Source organism: Cupriavidus necator, from assembly GCF_013141915.1.
Taxonomy (GTDB): domain Bacteria; phylum Pseudomonadota; class Gammaproteobacteria; order Burkholderiales; family Burkholderiaceae; genus Cupriavidus; species Cupriavidus necator_B.
The window spans coordinates 12,844-34,712 of record NZ_SROX01000029.1 but is presented as its reverse complement, the minus strand read 5'-3'; the positions used below and the strand labels follow the sequence as shown (position 1 = coordinate 34,712).

Here is a 21,869-nt window from a genome sequence, read left to right as displayed (position 1 = left end):
GGGGAAAGTGACGACGGGCAACGCAGCGCGCGAAGGCTGCGGCGCGCTGTTGCAACAAGGTTGCGAATTTACCAGAAAGGCCGCGGCGGTAACAGCCGGATGATTCTCAATGGTAGGCCGTGGCCCTGGCACGACAAAGCCGGATGCGGCCTGGCGCAACCTGGCTCGGCAGAAAAACAAACGGCCCGGGTACCCGGGCCGTCACGTCACGCCTGCTGCGCCGGCCTGGCCGGCGCGCCGGGCTTCAGTCGCCGAACAGCTTCTGGCGCAGTTCGCGGCGTTGCTGCGCTTCCAGCGACAGCGTGGCGGTGGGGCGCGCCAGCAGGCGCGGCACGCCGATCGGCTCGCCGGTTTCCTCGCACCAGCCGTAGTCGCCGGACTCGATGCGCTGCAGCGATTGTTCGACCTTCTTCAGCAGCTTGCGCTCGCGGTCGCGCGTGCGCAGCTCCAGCGCATGTTCTTCCTCGATGGTGGCACGGTCGGCCGGATCCGGCACGATCACGGTCTCGCGCAGGTGTTCCGTGGTCTGGTCAGCGTTCTTCAGGATTTCGTCGCGCAGCTGCTCAAGGCGGTGCTTGAAGAAGGCGAGCTGCGCTTCGTTCATGTAATCCTTGTCGCTCATCTTCAGGATTTCAGCTTCAGTCAGAAGTTTGTTGCTGCTCATGGTTGCTGCTGATTCTCTTGTTGATGCGGCCGGCGGCGTCTGGGTCCGCTCGGGTGCGCTGTCCGCGCGCTTGCGCGCCACGGTTGTTTCACTCTGGCTGGCTGCAGTCTTGCTGCTTCGCGGGCCTCCCTTCCTTGCGCCCGCTTCGGCGTTCGCCGTACTGCCGCGGGGAGCGGGCGCGGCCTTCACAGGCTGCGCCTTGAGCGTCTCTGCCGCTGCACTACCAGTCTTGCTGCGGCTTTCTTTGGTCTTCGTTGCGGCTGTCATGGGGACACCTCTCTCTCGCGTCAGTCAGTGACGGCGCGCGTCGGGGCACCCCAAGCGGAACAGGCGGTCTCCGCACGAAGCACTGCGACCGCACCTGCCGGCGGCCTGCCTCATGCTGACGACAACCGCCGCCCTGCAAGTCCACCGGCAAGCGGTGGACCGGACACCGGCGGCGGGAAAAAGGTGCGCCACCGGTATCAAATCCGGCCTATTGTACTTGAACAAATTTTTCGGAGATATGGGGAAAAACGGCTGGCGCTTCGGTATTTCCCCGGTACCCCGAACGGGGGGCAGCCGCAAGGCGGTGTCCGGCGGGGTGCCGTCCATGGGACGGCAGGCGCACTCAGGCCAGGCAGTTTTCCAGGCCCTTGAGGATGGCGTCGCGGGGCAGGTCCACGCCGATGAACACCATGCGCGTGCCCGGGGTCTCGTCTTCCCACTTGGCACCGATGTCGCTGCCCATCAGCTGGTGAACGCCCTGGAACACCACCTTGCGGTCCACCCCCTCCATATATAGTACGCCCTTGTAGCGCAACAGTTTTTCCCCATAGACCGCCAGGATCCCGGACAGGAATTCTTCCAGCTTGCCGTAGTGGAAGGGCTTGTCGCTGCGGAAGACGAACGACGCGATGCGGTCGGTGTGGTGATGGTGATGGTGGTGGTCGTGCGCGTGGCCATGGCCGTGCCCATGGTTGTGGCCATGATCATGCCCGCAGTCGGCGTCGCAATGGTCGCCGTGTTCGTGATCGTGGTCGTGGTCGTGTTCCTCCGCGCGCAGGAAGTCGGGGTCGATCTCGAGCTTGGCGTTCAGGTTGAAGCCGCGCAGGTCGAAGATGGTGTCGATCGGCGCCTCGCCGAAATTGACCAGGCGGATCGGCGCGCGCGGGTTCATGTGCAGCAGGCGATGGCGCAGCTCGGCCACGTCGGCTTCGCTCACCAGGTCGGACTTGGTGATGAAGATGGCGTCGGCGAAACCCACCTGGCGCTGGGCCTCTTCCTGCTGGTCCAGCTGCAGGTGGGCGTGCTTGGCGTCGACCAGCGTGATCACCGCGTCGAGCAGGTAGCGCGCGGCGATTTCCTCGTCCATGAAGAAGGTCTGCGCCACCGGGCCGGGGTTGGCCACGCCGGTGGTCTCGATCACCACGCGGTCGAATTCGATTTCGCCGGCGTCGCGGCGCGTCATCAGCGTCGACAGCGCCTGCACCAGGTCGCCGCGGATGGTGCAGCAGATGCAGCCGTTGCTCATCTGCACGATCTGCTCGCGGCCATCCTGCACCAGGATCTCGTTGTCGATGTTCTCTTCACCGAACTCGTTCTCGATCACGGCGATCTTCATGCCGTGCTGCTCATTCAGGATGCGCTTGAGCAGGGTGGTCTTGCCGCTGCCGAGGAAGCCGGTCAGGATCGTGACCGGAATCAGTTTGGACATTGTTATTCTCCGGGATGAGAGAAAGCGTTCAGGGGGTCCGCCCGCGGGCTGTGCGGTGGACCGTTTCGTGGACCATTCAGTGCGAAGCGCCGCGGGGCGCGGCCGGCGGCCGCTTGCCGCATTCGGCGCAGACCCCGTTCACGGTCAGTTCGACATGTTCGATGGCAAAGCCGCTGGGCACGCGCGGCGCGGCTGGCTGCGCCGGCGTGCCGGCATCGTCGAGGCAGAAGGTGCGGTCGCAGCGTGTGCAGTGGAAATGGCTGTGCTGGCGATGCTCCTGCGCGCGCGCGGCCTCGTGCTCGACCAGGCTGAAGCGGAACACGCGGTCGTTGCCGGCGCGCTTCTGCGCCACGCCCTGGTCCACCAGCCAGTCCAGCACGCGGTAGACGGTAACGCGGTCGATGGTCTCGCCGGCATCGGGCAGCCGGTCGATCACGGCCTGGTGCGTCAGCGCCTCATCGCTGCCGATCAGGCAGGCCAGGATGCACAGTCGTGGCTGGGTCACGCGTGCGCCCAGCTGGCGCAGGCGCTCATGGGCGGCCTCCTGGGCCGCCGGGGTCGGGATTGCCGGTTCCGGCGCCAGGGCCGGCCGGTCCGGACTGGGACGGGTCATGGCCGGATTTAACCATAGCACTCCGGTTGATGCAATTCAGTTGCGTCAGCCGGGGCGGCGGATTGCGCCTATGATCGGCACTGGACCACTAAGCGGAGACCCCCATGCTGAATGACGCGAGCGCGCTGCTGTTCCCGAATTTCGAACCGTTCCGGCAGCAGGTCGGCGAGGTCGAGATCGCTGGGGTGCGGGGCGGCTCGGGGCCGCCGCTGCTGCTGTTGCATGGCCATCCGCAAAGCCACCTGATCTGGCACCGGGTCGCGCCCGCGCTGTCCGACCACTTCACGGTGATCGCCACCGACCTGCGCGGCTACGGCAGCAGTTCGGCGCCGGCCGGCAATGCCGGGCATGAGCGCTACAGCAAGCGCACCATGGCGCAGGACCAGGTGGCGCTGATGGCGGCGCTTGGCTTCCCGCGCTTTGCGCTGTGCGGCCACGACCGCGGCGCGCGGGTCTCGCACCGGCTGTGCATGGACCATCCCGAGGCCATCACGCGCGCCATGCTGCTCGACATCGCGCCCACGCTGGCCATGTATGAGCGCACCAGCATGGCCTTTGCCGCCGCCTACTGGCACTGGTTCTTCCTGATCCAGCCGACGCCGTTCCCCGAAACGCTGATCAACGCCGAGCCGGATTTCTACATCCAGAAGCTGATGGGCCTGCGCCACGCCGGCCTGGCGGCGTTCGCTCCCGACGCGATGGCGGCCTACACCGCAGCGATGCGCGATCCGGCCCGCGTGCACGCGATGTGCGAGGACTACCGCGCCGCCGCCACCATCGACCTGGAGCACGACCGCGCCGACCGCGAAGCCGGGCGCCGCCTGGCGCTGCCGCTGCGCGTGCTGTGGGGCGAGCACGGCGTGGTGGCGCGCTGCTTCGAGCCGCTGGCGCTGTGGCAGGAAGCGGCGACCGACGTGAGCGGACGCGCGTTGCCCTGCGGCCACTACATCCCAGAAGAAGCCCCTGACCCGCTGCTGGAGGAAATGCTCGATTTCTTCCGCTAGCCGGTGCCGGCTGTCGCCTGCGCATGCCGTTGGGGAGATTGGCTGCCATATTTTCCCTGTTTCCGGCCATATGCCGCGGATTGCAGGCGGGTTAGCCCCTATACCTCGCTATTGTCTGCTGTTGCTAACATCAATCCCCGCCCTTGCCGTTTACGGCGGGGCAGCGATGCCGGCCGGCATGGTCGAAGCGCGGCCCAGAGCGCGCGCCAGCAGCGTCCCGCCACAGGCGGGCGGGCCGGCGGCAACGCATTGCAGACGGGTATTACAGGGAATCAGGAGAAGAAAGCATGAAATTCGTGGCAAAGATGGTCGCGGCCGCTATGGCAGTCAGCGCGATGGGCGTGGCAACGGGCGCGTACGCCCAGGAATATCCGGGCGGCAAGCCGGTATCGGCGGTGGTGCCGTTCGCGGCGGGCGGCCCGACCGACAAGGTCGCGCGCGAGCTGACCGCGATCATGTCCAAGCACCTGGGCTCGACCATCGTGATCGAGAACCTCGGCGGCGCCGGCGGCACCATCGGCGCCAAGAAGGTGGCCCAGTCCAAGAACGACGGGCACACCATCCTGATCCACCATATCGGCATGGCCACGGCCCCGGCGTTGTACCGCAACCTGGGCTTCGATCCGCTCAAGGACTTCGAGATGGTCGGCGAGATCGCCGACGTGCCGATGATCCTGGTCGGCAACAAGTCGCTGCCGCCGAACACTTTCAAGGAATTGCTGCCGTACCTCAAGGCCAACGCCAGCAAGCTGTCGCTGGCCAACGCCGGCATCGGCTCGGCCTCGCACCTGTGCGGCCTGCTGTTCCAGAGCGCGATCCAGACCGAGCTGACCACCGTGCCGTACAAGGGCGCCGCGCCCGCGCTGACCGATATCCTCGGCGGCCAGGTCAACCTGTTGTGCGACCAGACCACCAATCTCGCCGGCCATCTCAAGGCCCATTCGGTCAAGCCGTACGCGGCCATGCAGGCACGCCGCGTGGAAGCGTTCAAGGACATCCCGACCGCGGCCGAGCAGGGCCTGCCCGGTATCGAAGTGAAGGTCTGGCACGCCATGTACGCGCCCAAGGGCACGCCCAAGCCGGTGATCGACAAGCTTTCGGCCGCGCTGCAGAAGGCCGTGGCCGACCCGACCTTCCGCGCCAAGATGGCCGAGCTGGGCGCCGAGGCCGTGCCGGCGCAGCGCGCCACGCCGGAATCGCTGCGCACCTATCTGGGCGCCGAGATCAACAAGTGGACCCCGGTCATCAAGAAGGCCGGCGTGTACGCGGACTGATCAGGGCATTCGGTGGAGTGATTCATGCGGCGCGCCGGCAAATGACCGGCGTTCGCCCCGGGGGCCATGCGGTTGCGCATGGCCCTTTTTGTTTTCCGTGACGGCGCCGGCAGCGGCTCGGCGGGCGTCCTATATTGGTCAGACTTGCCACGGCGCCCCAGGCGCGCGATAGGGCTTGAAACCGGGCGGGGCCGTCGCCAACTACGGTCCTGACATATTCACGGAAGCCACCATGGAACAGTATCACGGCACTACCATCGTCAGCGTCCGCCGCGGCAATCAGGTCGCGCTGGGCGGTGATGGCCAGGTCACGCTCGGCAATATCGTGATGAAGGGCACCGCGCGCAAGGTGCGCCGCATCTACAACGGCAAGGTGCTGGTCGGGTTTGCCGGCAGCACCGCCGACGCCTTCTCGCTGCTGGACCGCTTCGAAGCCAAGCTGGAGAAATACCAGGGCAACCTGACGCGCGCCGCGGTCGACCTCGCCAAGGACTGGCGCTCGGACCGCGCGCTGCGCCGGCTCGAGGCCATGCTGATCACCGCCGACCGCGACACCACGCTGGTCATCACCGGCAACGGCGACGTGCTCGACCCCGAAGGCGGCATCGCCGCGATCGGCTCGGGCGGCGCGTATGCGCAGTCGGCCGCCAAGGCGCTGGTGGAGAACACCGAACTGCCGCCCAAAGACGTGGTCGAGAAGGCGCTGACCATCGCCGGCGAGCTCTGCATCTACACCAACACCAACTTCGTCATCGAGACGCTGGAATAAGCGAGGCCGGCCTCGGGCCCGCAAGCCTGCCGCGCCTAACTGAACGGATACCATGTCGCACACCATGACCCCGTCGGAAATCGTTTCCGAACTCGACAAGCACATCATCGGCCAGAACAAGGCCAAGAAGGCCGTGGCGGTGGCGCTGCGCAACCGCTGGCGCCGCCAGCAGGTGGCCGAGCCGCTGCGCCAGGAAATCACCCCCAAGAACATCCTGATGATCGGTCCGACCGGTGTCGGCAAGACCGAGATCGCGCGCCGCCTGGCCAAGCTGGCCGACGCGCCCTTCATCAAGATCGAGGCGACCAAGTTCACCGAGGTGGGCTATGTCGGCCGCGACGTCGACACCATCGTGCGCGACCTGGCCGAGATGGCGATCAAGCAGACCCGCGAATCCGAGATGAAGAAGGTGCGCACCAAGGCCGAGGATGCCGCCGAAGACCGGTTGCTCGACGTGCTGCTGCCGCCGCCGCGTGATATCGGCTTTTCGCAGCCGGAAGAGAAGGATTCCAACACGCGCCAGGTGTTTCGCAAGAAGCTGCGCGAAGGCCAACTCGACGACAAGGACATCGAGCTCGAGGTCTCGGCCGGCATGCCCAGCATGGACATCATGGGCCCGCCGGGCATGGAAGACATGACCGAGCAGATCCGCACCATGTTCGCCGGCCTGGGCCAGGGCAAGAAGGCGCGCCGCAAGATGAAGGTCAAGGAAGCCTTCAAGCTGCTGATCGACGAAGAGGCCGCCAAGCTGGTCAACGACGAGGAACTCAAGCACAAGGCCATCGCCAATGTCGAGCAGAACGGCATTGTGTTCCTGGACGAGATCGACAAGATTGCCAGCCGCAGCGATATCGGCGGCGGCGAGGTCTCGCGCCAGGGCGTGCAGCGCGACCTGCTGCCGCTGGTCGAGGGCACCACGGTGAATACCAAGTACGGGATGATCAAGACCGACCACATCCTGTTCATCGCCTCGGGCGCGTTCCACCTGTCCAAGCCGAGCGACCTGATCCCCGAGCTGCAGGGCCGCTTCCCGATCCGCGTGGAACTGGAATCGCTGTCGGTGCAGGATTTCGAGGCCATCCTGACGCAGACCGATGCGAGCCTGACCAAGCAGTACCAGGCCCTGCTCAACACGGAAGAGGTGAGCCTGGTGTTCGCGCCGGACGGCATCCGCCGGCTTGCCGAGATTGCGTTCTCGGTCAACGAGAAGGTCGAGAATATCGGCGCGCGCCGGCTCTACACGGTGATGGAGCGCTTGCTCGAGGACCTGTCGTTCCACGCCACCAAGTCGTCGGGCGAAACCGTGACGATCGATGCGGCGTATGTGGAAGAGCGGCTGGGCGACCTGGCCGGCAACGAGGATCTGTCGCGCTACGTGCTGTAAAGCCCGCAGCATGCGAAACGCAAGGCGCACCACGGTGCGCCTTTTTCATGTCCGTGAGGTTTGGCCTGCCACATCCCGGTAACCATCGTAAGCATTGGTAAGCCCGCTGGCCGGCGTTGCCGGGCGATGCGACCCTTGCGCACCTTGACGGTCGATTGACCGGTGCGGGAGCCACCGCATCTTACTCAACCCACTGGCAGGAGAAATCAATGGTCAACTACAAGACCCGCCGCGTGGTGCTCGCCACCGCAGGCCTGCTGGCCGCCCTGGCTGCGGCCACGGCATTCCTTTGCATCCGTCCCGCGATGCCTTCGGCGCAGGCGGCCGAAGCTGTGCAGGCCACGCCGGCCCATGCGCGCGGGGTTGCCACCGCCGCCGCCGCGACACTGGCCCTCGATGCCGGCGCGCTTTTCTCGCTGTCGGACCGGCATGCCGGCGATGCCATGCGCATCGTCGCGCAGGGCGACACGGCCGAGGTCGGCGAAGGCCTGGACTGGGAACACGTGCAGTTGCGGCTGTGAGGCCGCGCTTTGCCAGATGAACCGCTGGCGTTGCTGCGCTAGCGTGATACCGGCCGCTTGCCCAGCTTGCGCTGCAAGGTGCGCCGGTGCATGTTCAGCGCCCGCGCGGTGGCCGAGATGTTGCCGCCATGCTCGGCCAGCACGCGCTGGATATGTTCCCATTCCAGCCGCGCCACCGACAGCGGCACCGGTTCTTCCAGCGCGGCCTGCGCCGCCTCTTCAGACACGCCCGCCATCAGCGCGGTCAGGATCGAATCGACATTGGCGGGCTTGGCCAGGTATTCGTCCGCGCCCTGCTTGACCGCCGCCACCGCGGTGGCGATGCTGGCGTAGCCGGTCAGGATCAGGATGCGCGCGTCGGGCAGGGCCTGGCGCAGCGGCGCCACCAGTTGCAGCCCGGACTCGGCGGGCGCGGTGCTGCCGGCCTCGGGCGGCGGCTCCAGGTGCAGGTCGAGCGTGACGTAGGCAAAGTCGGTGCGCGCCGCCAGCGCCAGCGCGGCGCGGCCGTCGTGCGCCACCGCCACGGCATAGCCGCGGCGCATCAGCGCGCGCGCCAGCGTGCCGGCAAAGACTTCGTCGTCGTCGATTACCAGGAAGGGCGTGCCTGCCGGTGCGGTGGCCTCGGGTACCGGGGTGAGGGTATCGGTCATGGGGTGGAGGGCATGGTGGCGGCAGCCGCCGCTGCGGAAAGCGTGAAGAGCGCGGGCAGGCGCAGTTCGGCGACGGTGCCGCCGCCGGGACGGTCATGCCAGGCGAGTTCGCCGCCCATCTGGCGGGCGGCGCTTTGCGCCAGGTACAGCCCGATGCCCTGGCCGCCGTGGGGGCTGGCCACCGGGGTTTCGCCAAGCTGGCCGCGCAGCGCGTCCGGGATGCCGTCGCCCTGGTCAGCGACGCGGAACGACAGCCACGGCGCGGTATTGCCCGGCGCCATGGCGATCTGCAGTTGCAGCGGCCGCGTGGCGCGCCCGGCGGCCTGCTGGCTGCGCGCGGCGTTGTCCAGCAGGATGGTCAGGATCTGGCCGACGCGCGCGGTTTCCACCGCCTGCGCGCCGGCGCCCGGCGTGGCCACGGCCTGCAGGCTGGCATTGGGATGGCGCAGCTGCCAGCGCTCGGCAAAGGCGGGCAGCCAGCCGTCGATGCGTTGCGGCGCCAGCGTGGCTGGGTCTTCGCGCAGCCGTGCCAGGGTCGAACGGCACAGCGCCAGCTGCTGCTCCATGGTCTGCAGGTCGGGCAGATAGCCGCTGATGGAGCTGGCGCCGCGGACGGCGTCGGAAGCATCGGCGCGCAGCTCCCCGGCAATCACCGCCAGCGTGGCCAGCGGCGTGCCGATCTCGTGCGCGACCGCGGCGGCCTGGCCGTTCAGGTCTTCGACGCGCGCTTCGCGCAGCAGCTGCTCGCGCGCCAGGTTCAGCTGCGCCTCGCGCTGGCGCAGCACCCCGGACAGGCGCGCCACGAACAGCGCGATCATCACCGCGCTGGCGACAAAATTCAGCCACATGCCGGCCAGGTGGTAGTTCACCGCATTGTCCGGGTTGTGCAGGTCCAGCGGCAGGTATTCGATCAGCAGCACCGTGTAGCAGGCCAGCGCATACAGTGCCAGCGCAATCACCTGGCGCCAGGGCAGGATGGCCGCGGCGATGGCCAGCCCCGGCAGGTAGAACGAGACGAACGGGTTGGTCGCGCCGCCGGTATAGAACAGGATCGCCGACAGCGCGGTCAGGTCCACCAGCAGCTGGCCCATCAGTTCGGCCTCGCCGGGCGCGCTGTTGCGCCGCGTGTGCTGGCGCAGGCGCAGTCCGGTGAGCAGGTTGAACAGCGCCTGCAGCCCGAGCACCACCAGCAGCGGCGCGTAGGGCAGGCGGATGCCGGCGATGGGCTCGCACACCAGCACGGTCAGCGCCTGTCCGCCCAGCAGCGCCCAGCGGAGCCAGAACAGCCGGCGCAGCGTCACCTGCCCATGGCGTGCCGAACTGGCCGCCGGCAGGGGCGACAGGAAAGGGAAGTCAGGCAAGCGGGGCACGGCTGCGGCGGGGCTCATGGCGCGAGTGTATCAATGCCGGCCCGGGGCACCGGCGCGTGCGACACCTTGCCGCATTGGCGTGCCGCGGCGCCGGCTGCCAGACTGGCTGGTTGCGTTGCCGCGCGCCGCGCAGGGCGGCTGCCCGGGGCGCCGGCAGCGGGCGCGTGGCCATGGTCTAATGTCTGCTTTCAGGAGAGCCTTTCATGCAAGTCAAATTCCGCTCGGCCGCGCTGGCTGCAAGCTTCGCCGTGGCTGCCGCGCTGGCCTCGGGCGCCGCGTTGGCCCAGGTCGATGTCAGCAACGCCTGGGTGCGCGGCACGGTGCCGACCCAGACCGCTTCCGGCGCCTTCATGGTGCTGCACGCGCACGAGAACGCGAAGCTGCTCGGCGTCTCGTCACCGATGGCGGCGGCCGAACTGCACGAGATGAAGATGGAAGGCAACGTGATGCGCATGCGCCAGGTCAAGTCGCTCGACCTGCCCAGGATGCAGAACGTCGAGCTGAAGCCGGGCGGCTACCACGTGATGCTGATGGACCTGAAGGGCCAGCTCAAGGCCGGCGATACCGTGCCCCTCACGCTGAAGATCGAGCAGGGCGGCAAGGTATTCGAACAGAAGGTCACGGCCGAAGTGCGCGGCATGGTGCCCGCCGCCGCCAGCGGCGCGCAGGCCGGCCACGGCGAGCACAAACACTGACTGGGCCGTCCGCCTGGCGCGGGCGGCCCCAACCCGACAGCATGGCCAACAAGCAGCACGGCACCCGCCAGAAGATGGTGTTCCGCGGCGACACGCGGCCCGCCAGGCCGCCTGCCGTCCCCGCGCAACGTCGCGATGCCCGGCTCCCGGCGCCGGCCAAAGCGCCGGGGCGCCGTCAGCCGCGCAAGCTGATCGGCTCTTCCGATTCCTGACTGGCGGCCGCGGCCAGCACCCGTTCGCGTAGCCACGCGTGGGCGGCATCGGCCTCGGTGCGCTCGTGCCAGATCATGCTGAAGGTGAAATCGTCCAGCGCGAACGGCGGCGCGAACACGGCGTAGCGCGGGTCGTCTTCCAGCGCGGCCAGGCTGCGCCGCGCCGTGGTCAGCACCAGGTTGGTCCCGGCGATCAGCGCCGGCGCCACGCTCCAGTGCGGCACCACGCAGGCGATCTTGCGTCGCCCGCCCAGCTTTGCCACGGCGGTGTCGATCGCGTCCATGCGTTCGCTGTGCGTGGCCACCAGCACGTGCGAACGCGCCAGGTACGCGACCTGGTCGAGGCGGCCGCTGTCGCGCACGGTAGCGGCATCCACCGCGCAGGCATAGCTTTCGCGGAACAGCTCGGCCGCTTGCACGCCTTCGGGCTGGTGGCTGAACACCCCCAGCGCCATGTCGATCTCGCCATCGGCCACCTGCGCCGTCATGCCTTCGCGGCTGGCTTGCGACACCACCAGGTCGATATTGGGCGCGGCCTTGCGCACCGCGCGCAGCAGCCGCGGCAGCACCACCAGCGCGCCGTAGTCGGACATCGCCAGGCGGAAGGTGCGCCGCGCGGTGGCCGGCTGGAAGCCGCTTGGCCCCAGCAGGATGCGCACCTGCGCCAGCGCCTCCGCCAGCGGGCCGGACAGCTCGTGCGCGCGCGCACTCAGCACCAGCCCGCCCTTGCCGCGCACCAGGAGGGGATCGTCGAGCAGTTGCCGCAGGCGCCCCAGCGCATGGCTGACCGCCGGCTGGCTCAGGTGCAGCCGCAGCGCCGCGCGTGAGATATGGCGCTCCGCCAGCAGCGCTTCCAGCACCACCAGCAGGTTGAGGTCGATTCCGCGTAGGCTATTCATTCGGCGAATATTAAACGTACGAAAGCAGAATTGGAAATTCGCAAAGCGATATTTCAAACTGCTGGCATCGCATCTTGCCCTATGGAGCGCGCCATGTCAGGCACCTCGCTGTCGTTTTCCCTCCCGGCCTCGCTTTGGCTGCCGCTTGCCACCGCCGCCTTGGCCGGTGCCGCGATCCCGTTCCAGGCCGGCGCCAACGCCACGCTGGGGCGCACCCTCGGACACCCGTTGTCCGCTACGCTGGTGTCGCTGCTGGTCAGCCTGGTGGCGTTGCTGCCGGTGCTGTGGCTGATGCGGGTGCCGCTGCCGTCCCCGGCGGCGCTGGCCCAGGCGCCGGCCTGGCTGTGGAGCGGTGGGGTGCTGGGGGTGTTCTATATCTCGGCCGCGCTGATCGTGGCGCCCAGGCTGGGCGCCGCCGGCTTCATTGCCGCGGTGGTGGCCGGGCAGGTGCTGGCCGCGCTGCTGGTCGACCAGTTCGGCCTGGCCGGGTTTGCGGTGCGCGCGCTGACGCCGGCGCGGCTGGCCGGCGCCGCGCTGATCGTGGCCGGGATGCTGGCGATGCAGTGGGACAACGGCGCGGCCCCCGCGCCGGCGCGTCAGCCGGTAGCCGGATCGGGGTCGGAAGCGGGTGCGGAATCCGGCGTCTGACCGGCCCGCCGTGCCGCCAGGCAGGCCGGGCACAGGCAGTGCTCGCCGGGCACGATCTGCCGCGCCGGCAGCAGCGGCTGGCTGGCGCACCAGCACGCCGGCAGCCCCGCTACGTAGCCGCAGACAAAGCCGGCGCCGCAGCGGCTGCAATGTTCGACGGGCCGCAACTGGCCGGTCAGCACCGCGTGGGCATCACTCACGGCCACCTCCGCTGCGCTGGCGCGATGGCGCGGTTTGGGTCGGGCAGGCGGCGGATGGCTGCGGACATGATGGCAAGGATTCGGGAACACTGCGCCACGGCGCTGGCCAAATGGCTGAGAAGGCGGGCTGCGCAGGCAGTGGCCTGTTGCATGGACGGAACGCGCTGGTGCCCCGCAGGCCGCTTGCAGCCGGTTCACCGCGCCACCTTGGGCCGGCGCGCTCGCGCACCGCGCGGTTTCTTGTAAAATCGGCGCCTGCCGTGGCCGGATGGCGCACTTTCGGGCAATCCCCGTGGGCGATCCGTCGGTCTTCCCCCCGGGGACGCGGCTGCTTAGCCATCATACCTGTTGATTCTCACGGATGTCCCCCATGAACGCCGACAACCCCGGGCCTGCCGCAACCACGGTGGCCGCCATTGCCCCCGCGCTGAAAGCCGAGATCCTCGCCGAGGCCCTGCCGTATATCCGCAAGTTCCACGGCAAGACCATCGTGGTCAAGTACGGCGGCAATGCCATGACCGAAGAGAAGCTCAAGCACGGCTTCGCGCGCGACGTGATCCTGCTTAAGCTGGTCGGCATGAACCCGGTGGTGGTGCACGGCGGCGGCCCGCAGATCGACGAGGCGTTGAAGAAGGTCGGCAAGGTCGGCACCTTCGTGCAAGGCATGCGCGTCACCGACGAAGAGACCATGGAAGTGGTCGAGTGGGTGCTGGGCGGTGAAGTCCAGCAGGACATCGTGATGCTGATCAACCAGTACGGCGGCCAGGCCGTCGGCCTGACCGGCAAGGACGGCGGCCTGATCCGCGCCAAGCGCCTGCAGATGCCCGACCGCGAGAACCCTGGCGCGTTCATCGATATCGGCTACGTCGGCGACATCGAGGCGATCAACCCGGCGGTGGTCAAGGCGCTGCAGGACGACGCCTTCATCCCGGTGATCTCGCCGATCGGCTTCTCCGACGACGGCCAGGCGTACAACATCAACGCCGACGTGGTCGCCGGCAAGATGGCCGAGATCCTCAAGGCCGAGAAGCTGGTGATGATGACCAACATCCCGGGCGTGATGGACAAGAAGGGCAACCTGCTGACCGACCTGTCCGCGCGCGAGATTGAAGAGTTGTTCGCCGACGGCACCATCTCTGGCGGCATGCTGCCGAAGATCTCGTCGGCGCTGGACGCGGCCAAGAGCGGCGTGCATTCGGTGCACATCATCGACGGCCGCATCGAGCATTCGCTGCTGCTGGAAATCCTGACCGAGCAGGCCTTCGGCACCATGATCCGCTCGCACTGAGCGGAACCCCGGGGCGGCGCCGGCCCTGTCCGCCCGCCCCGGCATATCCCACCACCCTCCGAGTTGTCCGGCGTGCCTTCCAGTCTTCCCCCACCGCGCCGTGTCCGCGCTCGCCTCTGCCGCCGTCCCGCGGGTGATACCTCGGGCGACACGGTCTGGCTGTTCGACCTCGACAACACGCTGCACGACGCCTCGCATGCCATCTTCCCGGCGATCAACCGGCTGATGACCGCCTACGTGGCACGGGTGCTCGGCTGCGACGAGGCTTCCGCCAGCCGCGTGCGCGTGGACTACTGGCAGCGCTACGGCGCCACGCTGCTCGGCATGATCCGGCACCACGGCGTGGATCCGGCCGACTTCCTGCGCGCCGCGCATGAATTCCCCGAGCTGGCCGACATGGTGCGGGTGCGGCGCGGCCTGGCCGCGCACCTGCGCCGGCTCCCCGGACGCAAGATCCTGGTCACCAACGCGCCGCAGGACTATGCGCGCGCGGTGCTGGAGATCGCCGGCATCCGCCATTGCTTCGAGCGCGTGGTGGCGATCGAGCAGATGTGGGTGCATGGCCACCTGCGGCCCAAGCCGGACCGCCGCATGCTGCGCCGGCTGCTGGCGCAGGCGCGCATCGCGCCGCATCGCGCGGTGCTGGTCGAAGACACCGTGTCGCATCTCAAGCGCTACGCCGGCACCGGCATCCGCACCGCGTGGGTGACCGGCTACCTGCGCACGGTCGCGCCATCGCGTCCGCACGTGGTGCCCGCAGCGGCCGCTGCCGGCCACGACGACGGCAGCCGGCGCGACGCCGCGGTGCGCTCGACGCTGGAAGCCGAAGACCGCCGCCATGCCGGTCACGCGGTGCAGGAGCGCTCGGTCACGCTGGTGGCCGCCGAGACCCAGGCGCCGCAGGCGCAGCCCGACAACGTGCCGCGCGTGCGCGCGCGCGTGCCGAACCGGCCGGCCTATGTGGACATAAAAGTACAATCGATGCATCAACTCCAACGACGAATGCGGAGAACCGGGTCATGACGCAAAGCAACGGGCGCGAACCAGAGGCCGTCATCACAGGCAGCGAGCACGACGCCGACCAGCAGCCGGCCCCGCCGGCGCGCAAGCGTCCGCGCCCGGGCGAGCGCCGCGTGCAGATCCTGCAGACGCTGGCCACCATGCTGGAGCACCCGCGCGGGGAGAAGATCACCACCGCGGCGCTGGCCGCGCGGCTGAGCGTGTCCGAGGCGGCGCTGTACCGGCATTTCGCCAGCAAGGCGCAGATGTACGAAGGCCTGATCGGCTTTATCGAGCAGACCGTGTTCGGCCTGATCAACCAGATCACCGACAAGGAAGAGCACGGCCTGCGCCAGGCGCACGCGATCGTGCGCATGCTGCTGTCGTTCGCGGAAAAGAACCCCGGCATGACGCGCGTGCTGACCGGCGAGGCCCTGGTGGGCGAGCACGAACGGCTGCAGGAGCGCATCAACCAGCTGGTGGACCGCATCGAGGCCTCGCTGCGCCAGTGCCTGAAGGTGGCGGTGACGCAAGCCGCGTTCCCCGCGGATGCCGATATCCCCGCCCGCGCCGCGCTGGTCATGGCGGCGGTGCAGGGCCAGTGGCAGCGCTATGCCAAGAGCGGTTTCCGCAAGTCGCCATCGGACCATGCCGAGGCGCATCTGCGCGTGCTGCTGGCCTGAATGCAACCCGCCGGGCCGATTGCTCTATAATTGCCCGGTCGCGCCGATTTGATGACTGGCTTGCGGGCGCGCGGCAGCCACGGGACCGAGGTCCGGGGGCTTGCCACTATAAATGCGGCTAAAGAGGTTGGGTCGGCGCCCCATGCCACCACGGCAGTGGATGGCGCCGGCACGCGGAATCCCGCAAGGAATCCAGCGAATCCCGACTTGGCTGCGACGCTTGATACGCAAATGCCGGTCGGGTTTTTTTATGCCCGTTCGCCACGGGCCGGATTCCATGACTGATGTCGCCCTGCCGACCGCCGCGCCCGCCGCGTTCGACCTGCCGCCCGATTCGGTCGGCGTGGTCGCGCCGCAGCGCATGCACTTCGCCGAGCCGCTGAAGCTGCGCAACGGCTCGTCCCTTGCGGGCTACGACCTGATGGTCGAGACCTACGGCACGCTCAACGCCGACCGCTCCAACGCGGTGCTGGTCTGCCACGCGCTGAACGCCTCGCACCATGTGGCCGGGGTTTATGCCGAAGACCCGCGCGACGTGGGCTGGTGGGACAACATGGTCGGGCCGGGCAAGCCGCTCGACACCAACCGCTTCTTCGTCATCGGCGTCAACAACCTGGGCTCGTGCTTCGGCTCGACCGGGCCGATGAGCCTGAATCCGGCCACCGGCGCGCCCTATGGCGCGGCGTTCCCGGTGGTGACGGTGGAAGACTGGGTCAATGCGCAGGCACGCGTGGCCGATGCCTTCGGTATCGCGCAGTTCGCCGCGGTGATGGGCGGCAGCCTGGGCGGCATGCAGGCGGTGGCCTGGAGCCTGATGTACCCGGACCGCCTGCGCCATTGCATCGTGATCGCGTCCACGCCCAAGCTGTCGGCGCAGAACATCGCCTTCAACCAAGTGGCGCGCAGCGCGATCCTGTCGGATCCCGACTTCCACGGCGGCAACTACTACGCGCATGGCGTCAAGCCCAAGCGCGGCCTGCGCGTGGCGCGCATGATCGGCCATATCACCTACCTGTCGGACGAGGACATGGCCGAAAAATTCGGCCGCGAGCTCAAGAGCGACGACATCCGCTTCTCGTTCGACGTCGAGTTCCAGGTAGAGAGCTACCTGCGCTACCAGGGCGACAAGTTCGCCGAATACTTCGACGCGAACACGTATCTGCTGATCACGCGCGCGCTCGATTACTTCGATCCCGCGCTGGCCCACGGCGGCGACCTCACGCGCGCCATGGCGCAGACCAAGGCCAGCTTCCTGGTGGCCAGCTTCGGCACCGACTGGCGCTTCGCCCCCAGCCGCAGCCGCGAGCTGGTCAAGGCGCTGCTGGACAACAAACGCCCGGTCTCGTACGCCGAGATCGACGCGCCGCACGGCCACGACGCCTTCCTGCTCGACGACCCGCGCTATCACAACCTGATGCGCGCCTACTACGACCGCATCGCCCAGGAGATCGGCGCATGAACGCCCTGGCCAATCCCAACATCCTGGCGCTGCGCCCCGACTTCCGCGCGATCGCGCGCTGGATCGAACCCAATTCCACCGTGCTCGACCTGGGCTGCGGCGATGGCAGCCTGCTGCGCGTGCTGCAGGACGAGCTCGACGTGCAGGCCTACGGCATCGAGATCCGCGATGAAGGGGTGCTGGCCTGCGCGCAGAAGGGCGTGCATGTGATCCAGCAGAACCTGGAGGGCGGGCTGGCGCTGTTCGAGGACAAGAGCTTCGACACGGTGATCCTGTCGCAGACGCTGCAGACCATCCACAACACCGCGCAGGTGCTGCGCGACACGCTGCGGGTGGGGCGCGAGTGCATCGTCTCGTTCCCCAACTTTGGCTACTGGCCGCACCGGCTGTCGGTGTTCCGCGGCCGCATGCCGGTGTCGGAATCGCTGCCGTACCAGTGGTACAACACCCCCAACGTGCGCGTGCTGACCATCAGCGACTTCGAGGCCCTCGCGCCCAAGGTCGGCCTGCGCGTGATCGACCGCGTCGTGATGCATGAGGGCGTGACGGTCAACTGGGGCGGCAACTGGCGCGGCAGCCTGGCGGTGTACCGCGTCTGCGCGGCCTGAGTCATCAGCGCGGCGTGTCGTCGGCGCTGCCGGCCAGGTGGTCGACAAAGGCGCGCACCTTGGGCGGGACATGCCGTGTGGGCGTATAGACCGCGTAGGCCGTGCCGATGTAGGGCTCGAGAATGTCCCAGTCGCCCAGCACGGTGACGACCCGGCCTTGCTCGAGCGCATCGCCGAGGGAGAAATCCGGCACCAGCCCGATGCCGGCATCGCGTTCGACCATGCTCATGATCGCCAGGCTGTTGTTCAGCGTCAGGCGCGGCGGGATGCGCACCTCGACCTTGTCGCCGCCGTCGTGGTGGCGCAGGGTCCAGCGCTCGCCGAAATTGCCGTAGCCCAGGTACAGGCAGCGCGCCGCCGGCAGGTCGGCCGGCGTGGCCGGCGCGCCGTGGCGGGCCAGGTAAGCGGGGGAGGCCACCAGCCGGTAGCGCACCTCGCGCAGCGGGCGCGCCGCCAGCCCCGGAGCCAGTTCGTGGGCGATGCGCACGGCCACGTCCAGGCCCTCTTCCACCAGGTCGACCATGCGGTCGGCCAGGGTCAGCTGCAGGTCCAGTCCCGGGTACTTCGCCAGCAACGGCGGCAGCCGCGGCGCCAGCCAGGCCTGGCCGAACGAGACCGGCGCGCTCACGCGCAGCACGCCTTGCGGCGCGCCGCCATGCCCGCCGGCCAGCGCGGTGACCTCGCGCGCGGCGGCGGTCATGCGCGCGCTGGCGGCGTAGACGGACTGGCCCAATTCGGTCAGCGCGAACGCGCGCGTGGTCCGCTGCAGCAGGCTCGCGCCGAGCCGGGCCTCCAGCCGCGAGACATGGCGGCTGACCGCCGACGGCGTCATGCCGAGGTCTTGCGCTGCGGCCGAGAAGCTGCCGCACTCGACCACGCGGGCAAATACCGCCATCGCATTGAGTGGCGCATCCATCATGTCGAATCTCCCGTTTTTTGACCTGTAGTCAAATACTAATTGAGCCATGACCGCATTGTTGACTTGAGCGGCGAGTGAAACAATGCGGGCATTCGCCAGACCGGAGTTCTTCATGCCTTCGCAACAACCCCTGCCGGGCGGCGCCTGGCGTATGGTCGTGGCCATGGTGCTGTCGGGCAACATCGGCTGGTTCGTGGTCACCAGCGGCCAGCCGCCGCTCGATGTGGTGTTCTTCCGCTGCCTGTTCGGCGGCGCCGCGCTGCTGGGCGCGCTGACCTTGCAGCGCGGCTGGGTGCGCATGACCCGCGCCCAGCTGGGCTGGCTGGCGCTGGGCGGGGTCACGCTGGTGCTCAACTGGCTGGCGCTGTTCTCGGCCTATGCGTATAGCGGCATCGCCATCGCCACGGTGGTCTACCACACCCAGCCGTTCTTCCTGCTGCTGCTCACGTCGCTGGTGCAGCGCGAGCCGTTCCCGTTCGCGCGGCTGCCCTGGCTGGTGCTGGCCTTTGCCGGCGTCATGCTGATCACCGGGCTGGAGCACGGCGACAGCGGCGCGTCGATGCTCGCCGGCATCGGGCTGGGCCTGCTCGCGGGACTGCTGTACGCCGTGACGACCCTCGCCACGCGGCGGCTGCAGGCTATCCCGCCAGGCCAGATCGCCGGGCTGCAGATGGTGCTGGGCGTGCTGATGCTGGCGCCGCTGGCGCATCCGGCGGCGGGCAGCTATGGCGGCGGCACCTGGGTCGCGCTGATGGCGCTCGGACTGGTGCATACCGGCGTGATGTACACGCTGCTGTATGGCGCCTTCCAGCGGCTTCCGGTGCTGTCGATCGCCACGCTGTCGTTCATCTATCCGCTGGTGGCGATCGTCATCGACGTGATGGTGTTCGGCGTGGTGCTGGGGCCGCTGCAGGTAGCCGGCATGGCGCTGGTGCTGCTGGGCGTGGTCGCCAACCAGCTTGGCTGGGCGTTGCCAGCGCGGCGGCGGGTGCGGAGCTGATGCGGCGGCGTGCAAAGGCGTGCAAAGACGCAAGGCGGGAGGACTGTCACTTGACCCCAATGCTGACTACGGTTAGTGTAGGCAGCTAAGCGAACGATCGTTCGATTCCACGACACACATCTTCCCTGCCTCCGCCATGTCCACTGCGCCCCAGACCCACGCGGCCGCTGCCGCCAGCCCGCTCCATCCCTTCGACGACGCGCTGGCGCTCGCCCCGGCCGGCGAGCACCGCTTCCTCGGCCGCACCACGCCAGCGTACTGGAACATGATCGGTCCCTTTGGCGGAATCACCGCCGCGACGCTGTTGCAGGCGGCGCTGGACCATCCCCAGCGCCTGGGCGAGCCGGTCTCGCTGACCGTCAACTTTGCCGGCCCGATCGCGGAAGGCCCGTTCGAGATCGAGGCCCGCCCGGTGCGCACCAATCGCTCGACCCAGCACTGGACATTGGAACTGCGCCAGGGCGACGCCGTTGCCACCACCGCGACCGCCATGTTCGCGGTGCGGCGCGAGACCTGGGCCTGTGGCGAAGCCGTGATGCCGGCGGTGCCGGCCGCCGAGACGCTGCCGGGTATGGGCGGGTTTGCGCCGGTGCGCTGGCTCAAGTCCTACGACATGCGTCCGGTGCGCGGCGCCAAGCCGAACGCCGAGGCGGGCACCGAGCATCCCGACAGCCTGACGCAGTTCTGGCTGCGCGATGCGCCGGCGCGCACGCCGGACTTTGCCGCGGTGGCGGCGTGGGCAGACAGCTTCTACCCGCGCATCTTCCTCAAGCGCGCGGGCTTCGTGCCGGCCGGCACGGTGTCGATGACCACGTATTTCCATGCGGACGCGGCCACGCTGGCCGCGCTGGGCGACAGCCATGTGCTGGCCAGCGCGCAGGCGCAGGTGTTCCGGCAGGGCTTCTTCGACCAGCGCGCGCAGCTGTGGAGCGCCGCGGGCGAGCTGATCGCCAGCTCGCACCAGATCGTCTACTACAAGGAGTAGGAGAAATAGGCCGGGGCCCCGGTCAGGCGACCGCTTCGCGCGCCTGGGCCTCGTAGCGGTGCACGGTGTGGCGCATCGCCCAGAGCAGCATCACGCCGGGCAGCGCCACCACCACGGTGCCGAGATAGAACGGCGCCCAGCCCCAGGCCTCGACCATATAGCCGGACGTGGGTCCGACGTAGACCCGGCCCACCGACGCCAGCGCCGACAGCAGCGCGTACTGCGTGGCCGAGAACGAGCGGTTGCACAGCGTCATCAGCAGCGCGACGAAGGCCGCGGTGCCCATGCCCCCGCACAGGTTCTCGACCGCAATGGTCGCGCCCATGGTCCATAGGTGCGGCGGTGTCACCGCGAGGATCCAGTAGCCCAGGTTCGACACCGCCTGCAGCACGCCGAACAGCATCAATGAGCGATACAGGCCGAGGCGCACCATCAGCGTGCCGCCGAACAGCGCGCCGATGATGGTGGCGGCCAGGCCCAGGGTCTTGTTGACGATGCCGACCTCGCCCGCCGAGAAGCCGACGCCGCGAATCAGGAAGGTGGTCGACAGGCTGCCGGCAAAGGCGTCGCCAAGCTTGTACAGCACGATCAGCAGCAGCAGCCACCAGGCGCCCGGGCGCGCGAAGAAGTCGCGCAGCGGGCCTGCCACCGCCTCTTCCAGCGAGCGCGGCGCGCGCGCGGGCACGTCGGGCTCCGGCGCCCACAGCAGCGTCAGCATGCCCACGCCCATCAGCGCCGCCATCAGCAGGTAGGTCTGCTGCCAGCCCAGCACACGGTCGGCCAGCCACAGCGCCAGGCCGCCCGAGACCAGCATCGCCAGCCGGTAGCCCAGCACCTTGACCGCCGCGCCGGCGCCGCGCTCGGCCGGACGCAGCACGTCGGTGCTGTAGGCGTCGAAGACAATGTCCTGCGAGGCCGACAGGAATGCCACCAGCGTGGCCAGTGCCGCCAGCGTCCACAGTGCCTGTTGCGGCGGGCAGAACGCCATGCCGGCGATGCCCAGCACCAGCCCGGCCTGCGTCAGCAGCAGCCAGCCGCGCCGGCGCCCCAGCAGCGGCGGCGTGTAGCGGTCCATCAGCGGCGCCCACAGGAACTTGAAGATATAGGCCTGGCCGACCAGCGAGAAAAAGCCGATGGTCTTGAGATCCAGCCCTTCGACCGTCATCCATGCCTGCAAGGTACCCGAGGTGAGCGCCAGCGGCAGGCCGGAGGCAAAGCCCAGCATCAGCATGGCGCCGATGCGGCGGTTGCGGAAGATATCGAGATAGGTCTGAAAATTCATGGATGGGGCGGCGGTGTGCCGCCCGCGCGGCTGCGCGGGCGCCGTGT

23 protein-coding genes are annotated in these 21,869 nt (G+C 68.5%); 14 read left to right on the top strand and 9 right to left on the bottom strand.

Annotation, left to right across the window (positions count from 1 at the left end; translation table 11 throughout):
• Nucleotides 1-244: 244 nt before the first annotated feature.
• The 3 genes from dksA to E5S69_RS31005 all read right to left on the bottom strand — a co-directional run bounded on the left by dksA (nt 245) and on the right by E5S69_RS31005 (nt 2,973).
• A complete protein-coding gene (dksA, locus tag E5S69_RS31015; protein WP_010813282.1) occupies nt 245-664 on the bottom strand; it encodes an RNA polymerase-binding protein DksA in 420 nt (139 codons plus the stop codon).
• A 610-nt stretch (nt 665-1,274) separates the two neighbouring features.
• Nucleotides 1,275-2,360, bottom strand: a complete 1,086-nt coding sequence (locus E5S69_RS31010; RefSeq protein ID WP_171518143.1) for a CobW family GTP-binding protein — start codon at nt 2,358-2,360, stop codon at nt 1,275-1,277.
• A gap of 76 nt (nt 2,361-2,436) precedes the next feature.
• On the bottom strand, nt 2,437-2,973 hold the full coding sequence (locus tag E5S69_RS31005) for a Fur family transcriptional regulator (protein WP_171518142.1): 537 nt from the start codon (nt 2,971-2,973) through the stop codon (nt 2,437-2,439).
• A gap of 104 nt (nt 2,974-3,077) precedes the next feature.
• Between E5S69_RS31005 and E5S69_RS31000 the strand changes: the two genes are divergently transcribed.
• The 5 genes from E5S69_RS31000 to E5S69_RS30980 all read left to right on the top strand — a co-directional run bounded on the left by E5S69_RS31000 (nt 3,078) and on the right by E5S69_RS30980 (nt 7,925).
• Entirely contained in the window at nt 3,078-3,977 is a 900-nt protein-coding gene (locus E5S69_RS31000) for an alpha/beta fold hydrolase (RefSeq protein WP_171518141.1), read from the top strand.
• Between the two features lie 287 nt (nt 3,978-4,264).
• Nucleotides 4,265-5,251, top strand: a complete 987-nt coding sequence (locus E5S69_RS30995) for a tripartite tricarboxylate transporter substrate-binding protein (RefSeq protein ID WP_171518140.1) — start codon at nt 4,265-4,267, stop codon at nt 5,249-5,251.
• 232 nt (nt 5,252-5,483) lie between these two features.
• Entirely contained in the window at nt 5,484-6,020 is a 537-nt protein-coding gene (gene hslV, locus E5S69_RS30990) for an ATP-dependent protease subunit HslV (RefSeq protein ID WP_022533259.1), read from the top strand.
• 52 nt (nt 6,021-6,072) lie between these two features.
• Nucleotides 6,073-7,404 carry an ATP-dependent protease ATPase subunit HslU gene (hslU, locus tag E5S69_RS30985; protein ID WP_171518139.1) on the top strand — a complete coding sequence of 444 codons (1,332 nt, stop codon included), beginning with the start codon at nt 6,073-6,075 and terminating at the stop codon, nt 7,402-7,404.
• Nucleotides 7,405-7,613: 209 nt separating this feature from the next.
• On the top strand, nt 7,614-7,925 hold the full coding sequence (locus tag E5S69_RS30980; RefSeq protein WP_171518138.1) for a hypothetical protein: 312 nt from the start codon (nt 7,614-7,616) through the stop codon (nt 7,923-7,925).
• Between the two features lie 38 nt (nt 7,926-7,963).
• Here E5S69_RS30980 and E5S69_RS30975 read toward each other — a convergent pair whose 3' ends face one another.
• Together E5S69_RS30975 and E5S69_RS30970 are read right to left on the bottom strand one after the other, a co-directional pair.
• A complete protein-coding gene (locus E5S69_RS30975; protein ID WP_171518137.1) occupies nt 7,964-8,575 on the bottom strand; it encodes a response regulator transcription factor in 612 nt (203 codons plus the stop codon).
• A complete protein-coding gene (locus E5S69_RS30970) occupies nt 8,572-9,963 on the bottom strand; it encodes an ATP-binding protein (RefSeq protein ID WP_171518136.1) in 1,392 nt (463 codons plus the stop codon). Before E5S69_RS30970 ends, E5S69_RS30975 begins: the two co-directional genes overlap by 4 nt.
• A 185-nt stretch (nt 9,964-10,148) precedes the next feature.
• Between E5S69_RS30970 and E5S69_RS30965 the strand changes: the two genes are divergently transcribed.
• Nucleotides 10,149-10,640, top strand: coding sequence for a copper chaperone PCu(A)C (locus tag E5S69_RS30965; RefSeq protein ID WP_171518135.1), 492 nt, complete (start codon nt 10,149-10,151; stop codon nt 10,638-10,640).
• A gap of 175 nt (nt 10,641-10,815) precedes the next feature.
• Here E5S69_RS30965 and E5S69_RS30960 read toward each other — a convergent pair whose 3' ends face one another.
• On the bottom strand, nt 10,816-11,751 hold the full coding sequence (locus E5S69_RS30960; protein WP_171518134.1) for a LysR family transcriptional regulator: 936 nt from the start codon (nt 11,749-11,751) through the stop codon (nt 10,816-10,818).
• Between the two features lie 93 nt (nt 11,752-11,844).
• Here E5S69_RS30960 and E5S69_RS30955 point away from each other — a divergent pair, with 93 nt between their 5' ends.
• Entirely contained in the window at nt 11,845-12,399 is a 555-nt protein-coding gene (locus E5S69_RS30955; RefSeq protein WP_171518133.1) for a DMT family transporter, read from the top strand.
• Here the strand turns inward: E5S69_RS30955 and E5S69_RS30950 are convergent.
• Complete coding sequence (locus E5S69_RS30950) at nt 12,348-12,599, bottom strand: cysteine-rich CWC family protein (protein ID WP_171518132.1); 252 nt, start codon at nt 12,597-12,599, stop codon at nt 12,348-12,350. The genes E5S69_RS30955 and E5S69_RS30950 overlap by 52 nt on opposite strands.
• 370 nt (nt 12,600-12,969) lie before the next feature.
• Here E5S69_RS30950 and argB point away from each other — a divergent pair, with 370 nt between their 5' ends.
• The 5 genes from argB to metW all read left to right on the top strand — a co-directional run bounded on the left by argB (nt 12,970) and on the right by metW (nt 17,636).
• On the top strand, nt 12,970-13,887 hold the full coding sequence (gene argB, locus E5S69_RS30945) for an acetylglutamate kinase (protein ID WP_010813296.1): 918 nt from the start codon (nt 12,970-12,972) through the stop codon (nt 13,885-13,887).
• A gap of 72 nt (nt 13,888-13,959) precedes the next feature.
• The gene (locus E5S69_RS30940; RefSeq protein WP_171518131.1) at nt 13,960-14,910 is read left to right on the top strand and encodes a pyrimidine 5'-nucleotidase; all 951 of its coding nucleotides are present in this window, start codon (nt 13,960-13,962) and stop codon (nt 14,908-14,910) included.
• Nucleotides 14,907-15,569, top strand: a complete 663-nt coding sequence (gene slmA / locus E5S69_RS30935; RefSeq protein WP_171518130.1) for a nucleoid occlusion factor SlmA — start codon at nt 14,907-14,909, stop codon at nt 15,567-15,569. The genes E5S69_RS30940 and slmA overlap by 4 nt, the downstream gene beginning before the upstream one ends.
• Nucleotides 15,570-15,846: 277 nt before the next feature.
• Complete coding sequence (gene metX, locus E5S69_RS30930) at nt 15,847-17,028, top strand: homoserine O-succinyltransferase MetX (RefSeq protein WP_171518129.1); 1,182 nt, start codon at nt 15,847-15,849, stop codon at nt 17,026-17,028.
• Nucleotides 17,025-17,636, top strand: a complete 612-nt coding sequence (gene metW / locus E5S69_RS30925) for a methionine biosynthesis protein MetW (protein ID WP_013955295.1) — start codon at nt 17,025-17,027, stop codon at nt 17,634-17,636. Before metX ends, metW begins: the two co-directional genes overlap by 4 nt.
• 4 nt (nt 17,637-17,640) lie before the next feature.
• Here metW and E5S69_RS30920 read toward each other — a convergent pair whose 3' ends face one another.
• The gene (locus E5S69_RS30920) at nt 17,641-18,555 is read right to left on the bottom strand and encodes a LysR family transcriptional regulator (protein WP_171518128.1); all 915 of its coding nucleotides are present in this window, start codon (nt 18,553-18,555) and stop codon (nt 17,641-17,643) included.
• A gap of 112 nt (nt 18,556-18,667) precedes the next feature.
• Here E5S69_RS30920 and E5S69_RS30915 point away from each other — a divergent pair, with 112 nt between their 5' ends.
• Both E5S69_RS30915 and E5S69_RS30910 read left to right on the top strand, forming a co-directional pair.
• Nucleotides 18,668-19,555: a DMT family transporter gene (locus tag E5S69_RS30915; RefSeq protein WP_171518127.1), complete on the top strand. Its 888-nt coding sequence runs from the start codon at nt 18,668-18,670 to the stop codon at nt 19,553-19,555.
• Between the two features lie 136 nt (nt 19,556-19,691).
• Nucleotides 19,692-20,540, top strand: a complete 849-nt coding sequence (locus E5S69_RS30910) for an acyl-CoA thioesterase (protein ID WP_171518126.1) — start codon at nt 19,692-19,694, stop codon at nt 20,538-20,540.
• A gap of 22 nt (nt 20,541-20,562) precedes the next feature.
• Here E5S69_RS30910 and E5S69_RS30905 read toward each other — a convergent pair whose 3' ends face one another.
• A complete protein-coding gene (locus E5S69_RS30905) occupies nt 20,563-21,822 on the bottom strand; it encodes a muropeptide transporter (RefSeq protein WP_171518125.1) in 1,260 nt (419 codons plus the stop codon).
• Between the last annotated feature and the right edge of the window lie 47 nt (nt 21,823-21,869).

Bases quoted from the DNA above. Each gene is read 5' to 3' on its own strand.
- E5S69_RS30975 (WP_171518137.1), bottom strand. From the start codon at position 8,575: ATGACCGATACCCTCACCCCGGTACCCGAGGCCACCGCACCGGCAGGC.
- metW (WP_013955295.1), top strand. From the start codon at position 17,025: ATGAACGCCCTGGCCAATCCCAACATCCTGGCGCTGCGCCCCGACTTC.
- dksA (WP_010813282.1), bottom strand. From the start codon at position 664: ATGAGCAGCAACAAACTTCTGACTGAAGCTGAAATCCTGAAGATGAGC.
- E5S69_RS31000 (WP_171518141.1), top strand. From the start codon at position 3,078: ATGCTGAATGACGCGAGCGCGCTGCTGTTCCCGAATTTCGAACCGTTC.
- E5S69_RS30920 (WP_171518128.1), bottom strand. From the start codon at position 18,555: ATGATGGATGCGCCACTCAATGCGATGGCGGTATTTGCCCGCGTGGTC.
- argB (WP_010813296.1), top strand. From the start codon at position 12,970: ATGAACGCCGACAACCCCGGGCCTGCCGCAACCACGGTGGCCGCCATT.
- E5S69_RS30965 (WP_171518135.1), top strand. From the start codon at position 10,149: ATGCAAGTCAAATTCCGCTCGGCCGCGCTGGCTGCAAGCTTCGCCGTG.
- E5S69_RS31005 (WP_171518142.1), bottom strand. From the start codon at position 2,973: ATGACCCGTCCCAGTCCGGACCGGCCGGCCCTGGCGCCGGAACCGGCA.
- E5S69_RS30960 (WP_171518134.1), bottom strand. From the start codon at position 11,751: ATGAATAGCCTACGCGGAATCGACCTCAACCTGCTGGTGGTGCTGGAA.
- E5S69_RS30910 (WP_171518126.1), top strand. From the start codon at position 19,692: ATGTCCACTGCGCCCCAGACCCACGCGGCCGCTGCCGCCAGCCCGCTC.
- E5S69_RS30905 (WP_171518125.1), bottom strand. From the start codon at position 21,822: ATGAATTTTCAGACCTATCTCGATATCTTCCGCAACCGCCGCATCGGC.
- E5S69_RS30955 (WP_171518133.1), top strand. From the start codon at position 11,845: ATGTCAGGCACCTCGCTGTCGTTTTCCCTCCCGGCCTCGCTTTGGCTG.
- hslV (WP_022533259.1), top strand. From the start codon at position 5,484: ATGGAACAGTATCACGGCACTACCATCGTCAGCGTCCGCCGCGGCAAT.
- E5S69_RS30980 (WP_171518138.1), top strand. From the start codon at position 7,614: ATGGTCAACTACAAGACCCGCCGCGTGGTGCTCGCCACCGCAGGCCTG.
- E5S69_RS30915 (WP_171518127.1), top strand. From the start codon at position 18,668: ATGCCTTCGCAACAACCCCTGCCGGGCGGCGCCTGGCGTATGGTCGTG.
- hslU (WP_171518139.1), top strand. From the start codon at position 6,073: ATGTCGCACACCATGACCCCGTCGGAAATCGTTTCCGAACTCGACAAG.
- E5S69_RS30995 (WP_171518140.1), top strand. From the start codon at position 4,265: ATGAAATTCGTGGCAAAGATGGTCGCGGCCGCTATGGCAGTCAGCGCG.
- E5S69_RS30970 (WP_171518136.1), bottom strand. From the start codon at position 9,963: ATGAGCCCCGCCGCAGCCGTGCCCCGCTTGCCTGACTTCCCTTTCCTG.
- metX (WP_171518129.1), top strand. From the start codon at position 15,847: ATGACTGATGTCGCCCTGCCGACCGCCGCGCCCGCCGCGTTCGACCTG.
- slmA (WP_171518130.1), top strand. From the start codon at position 14,907: ATGACGCAAAGCAACGGGCGCGAACCAGAGGCCGTCATCACAGGCAGC.
- E5S69_RS31010 (WP_171518143.1), bottom strand. From the start codon at position 2,360: ATGTCCAAACTGATTCCGGTCACGATCCTGACCGGCTTCCTCGGCAGC.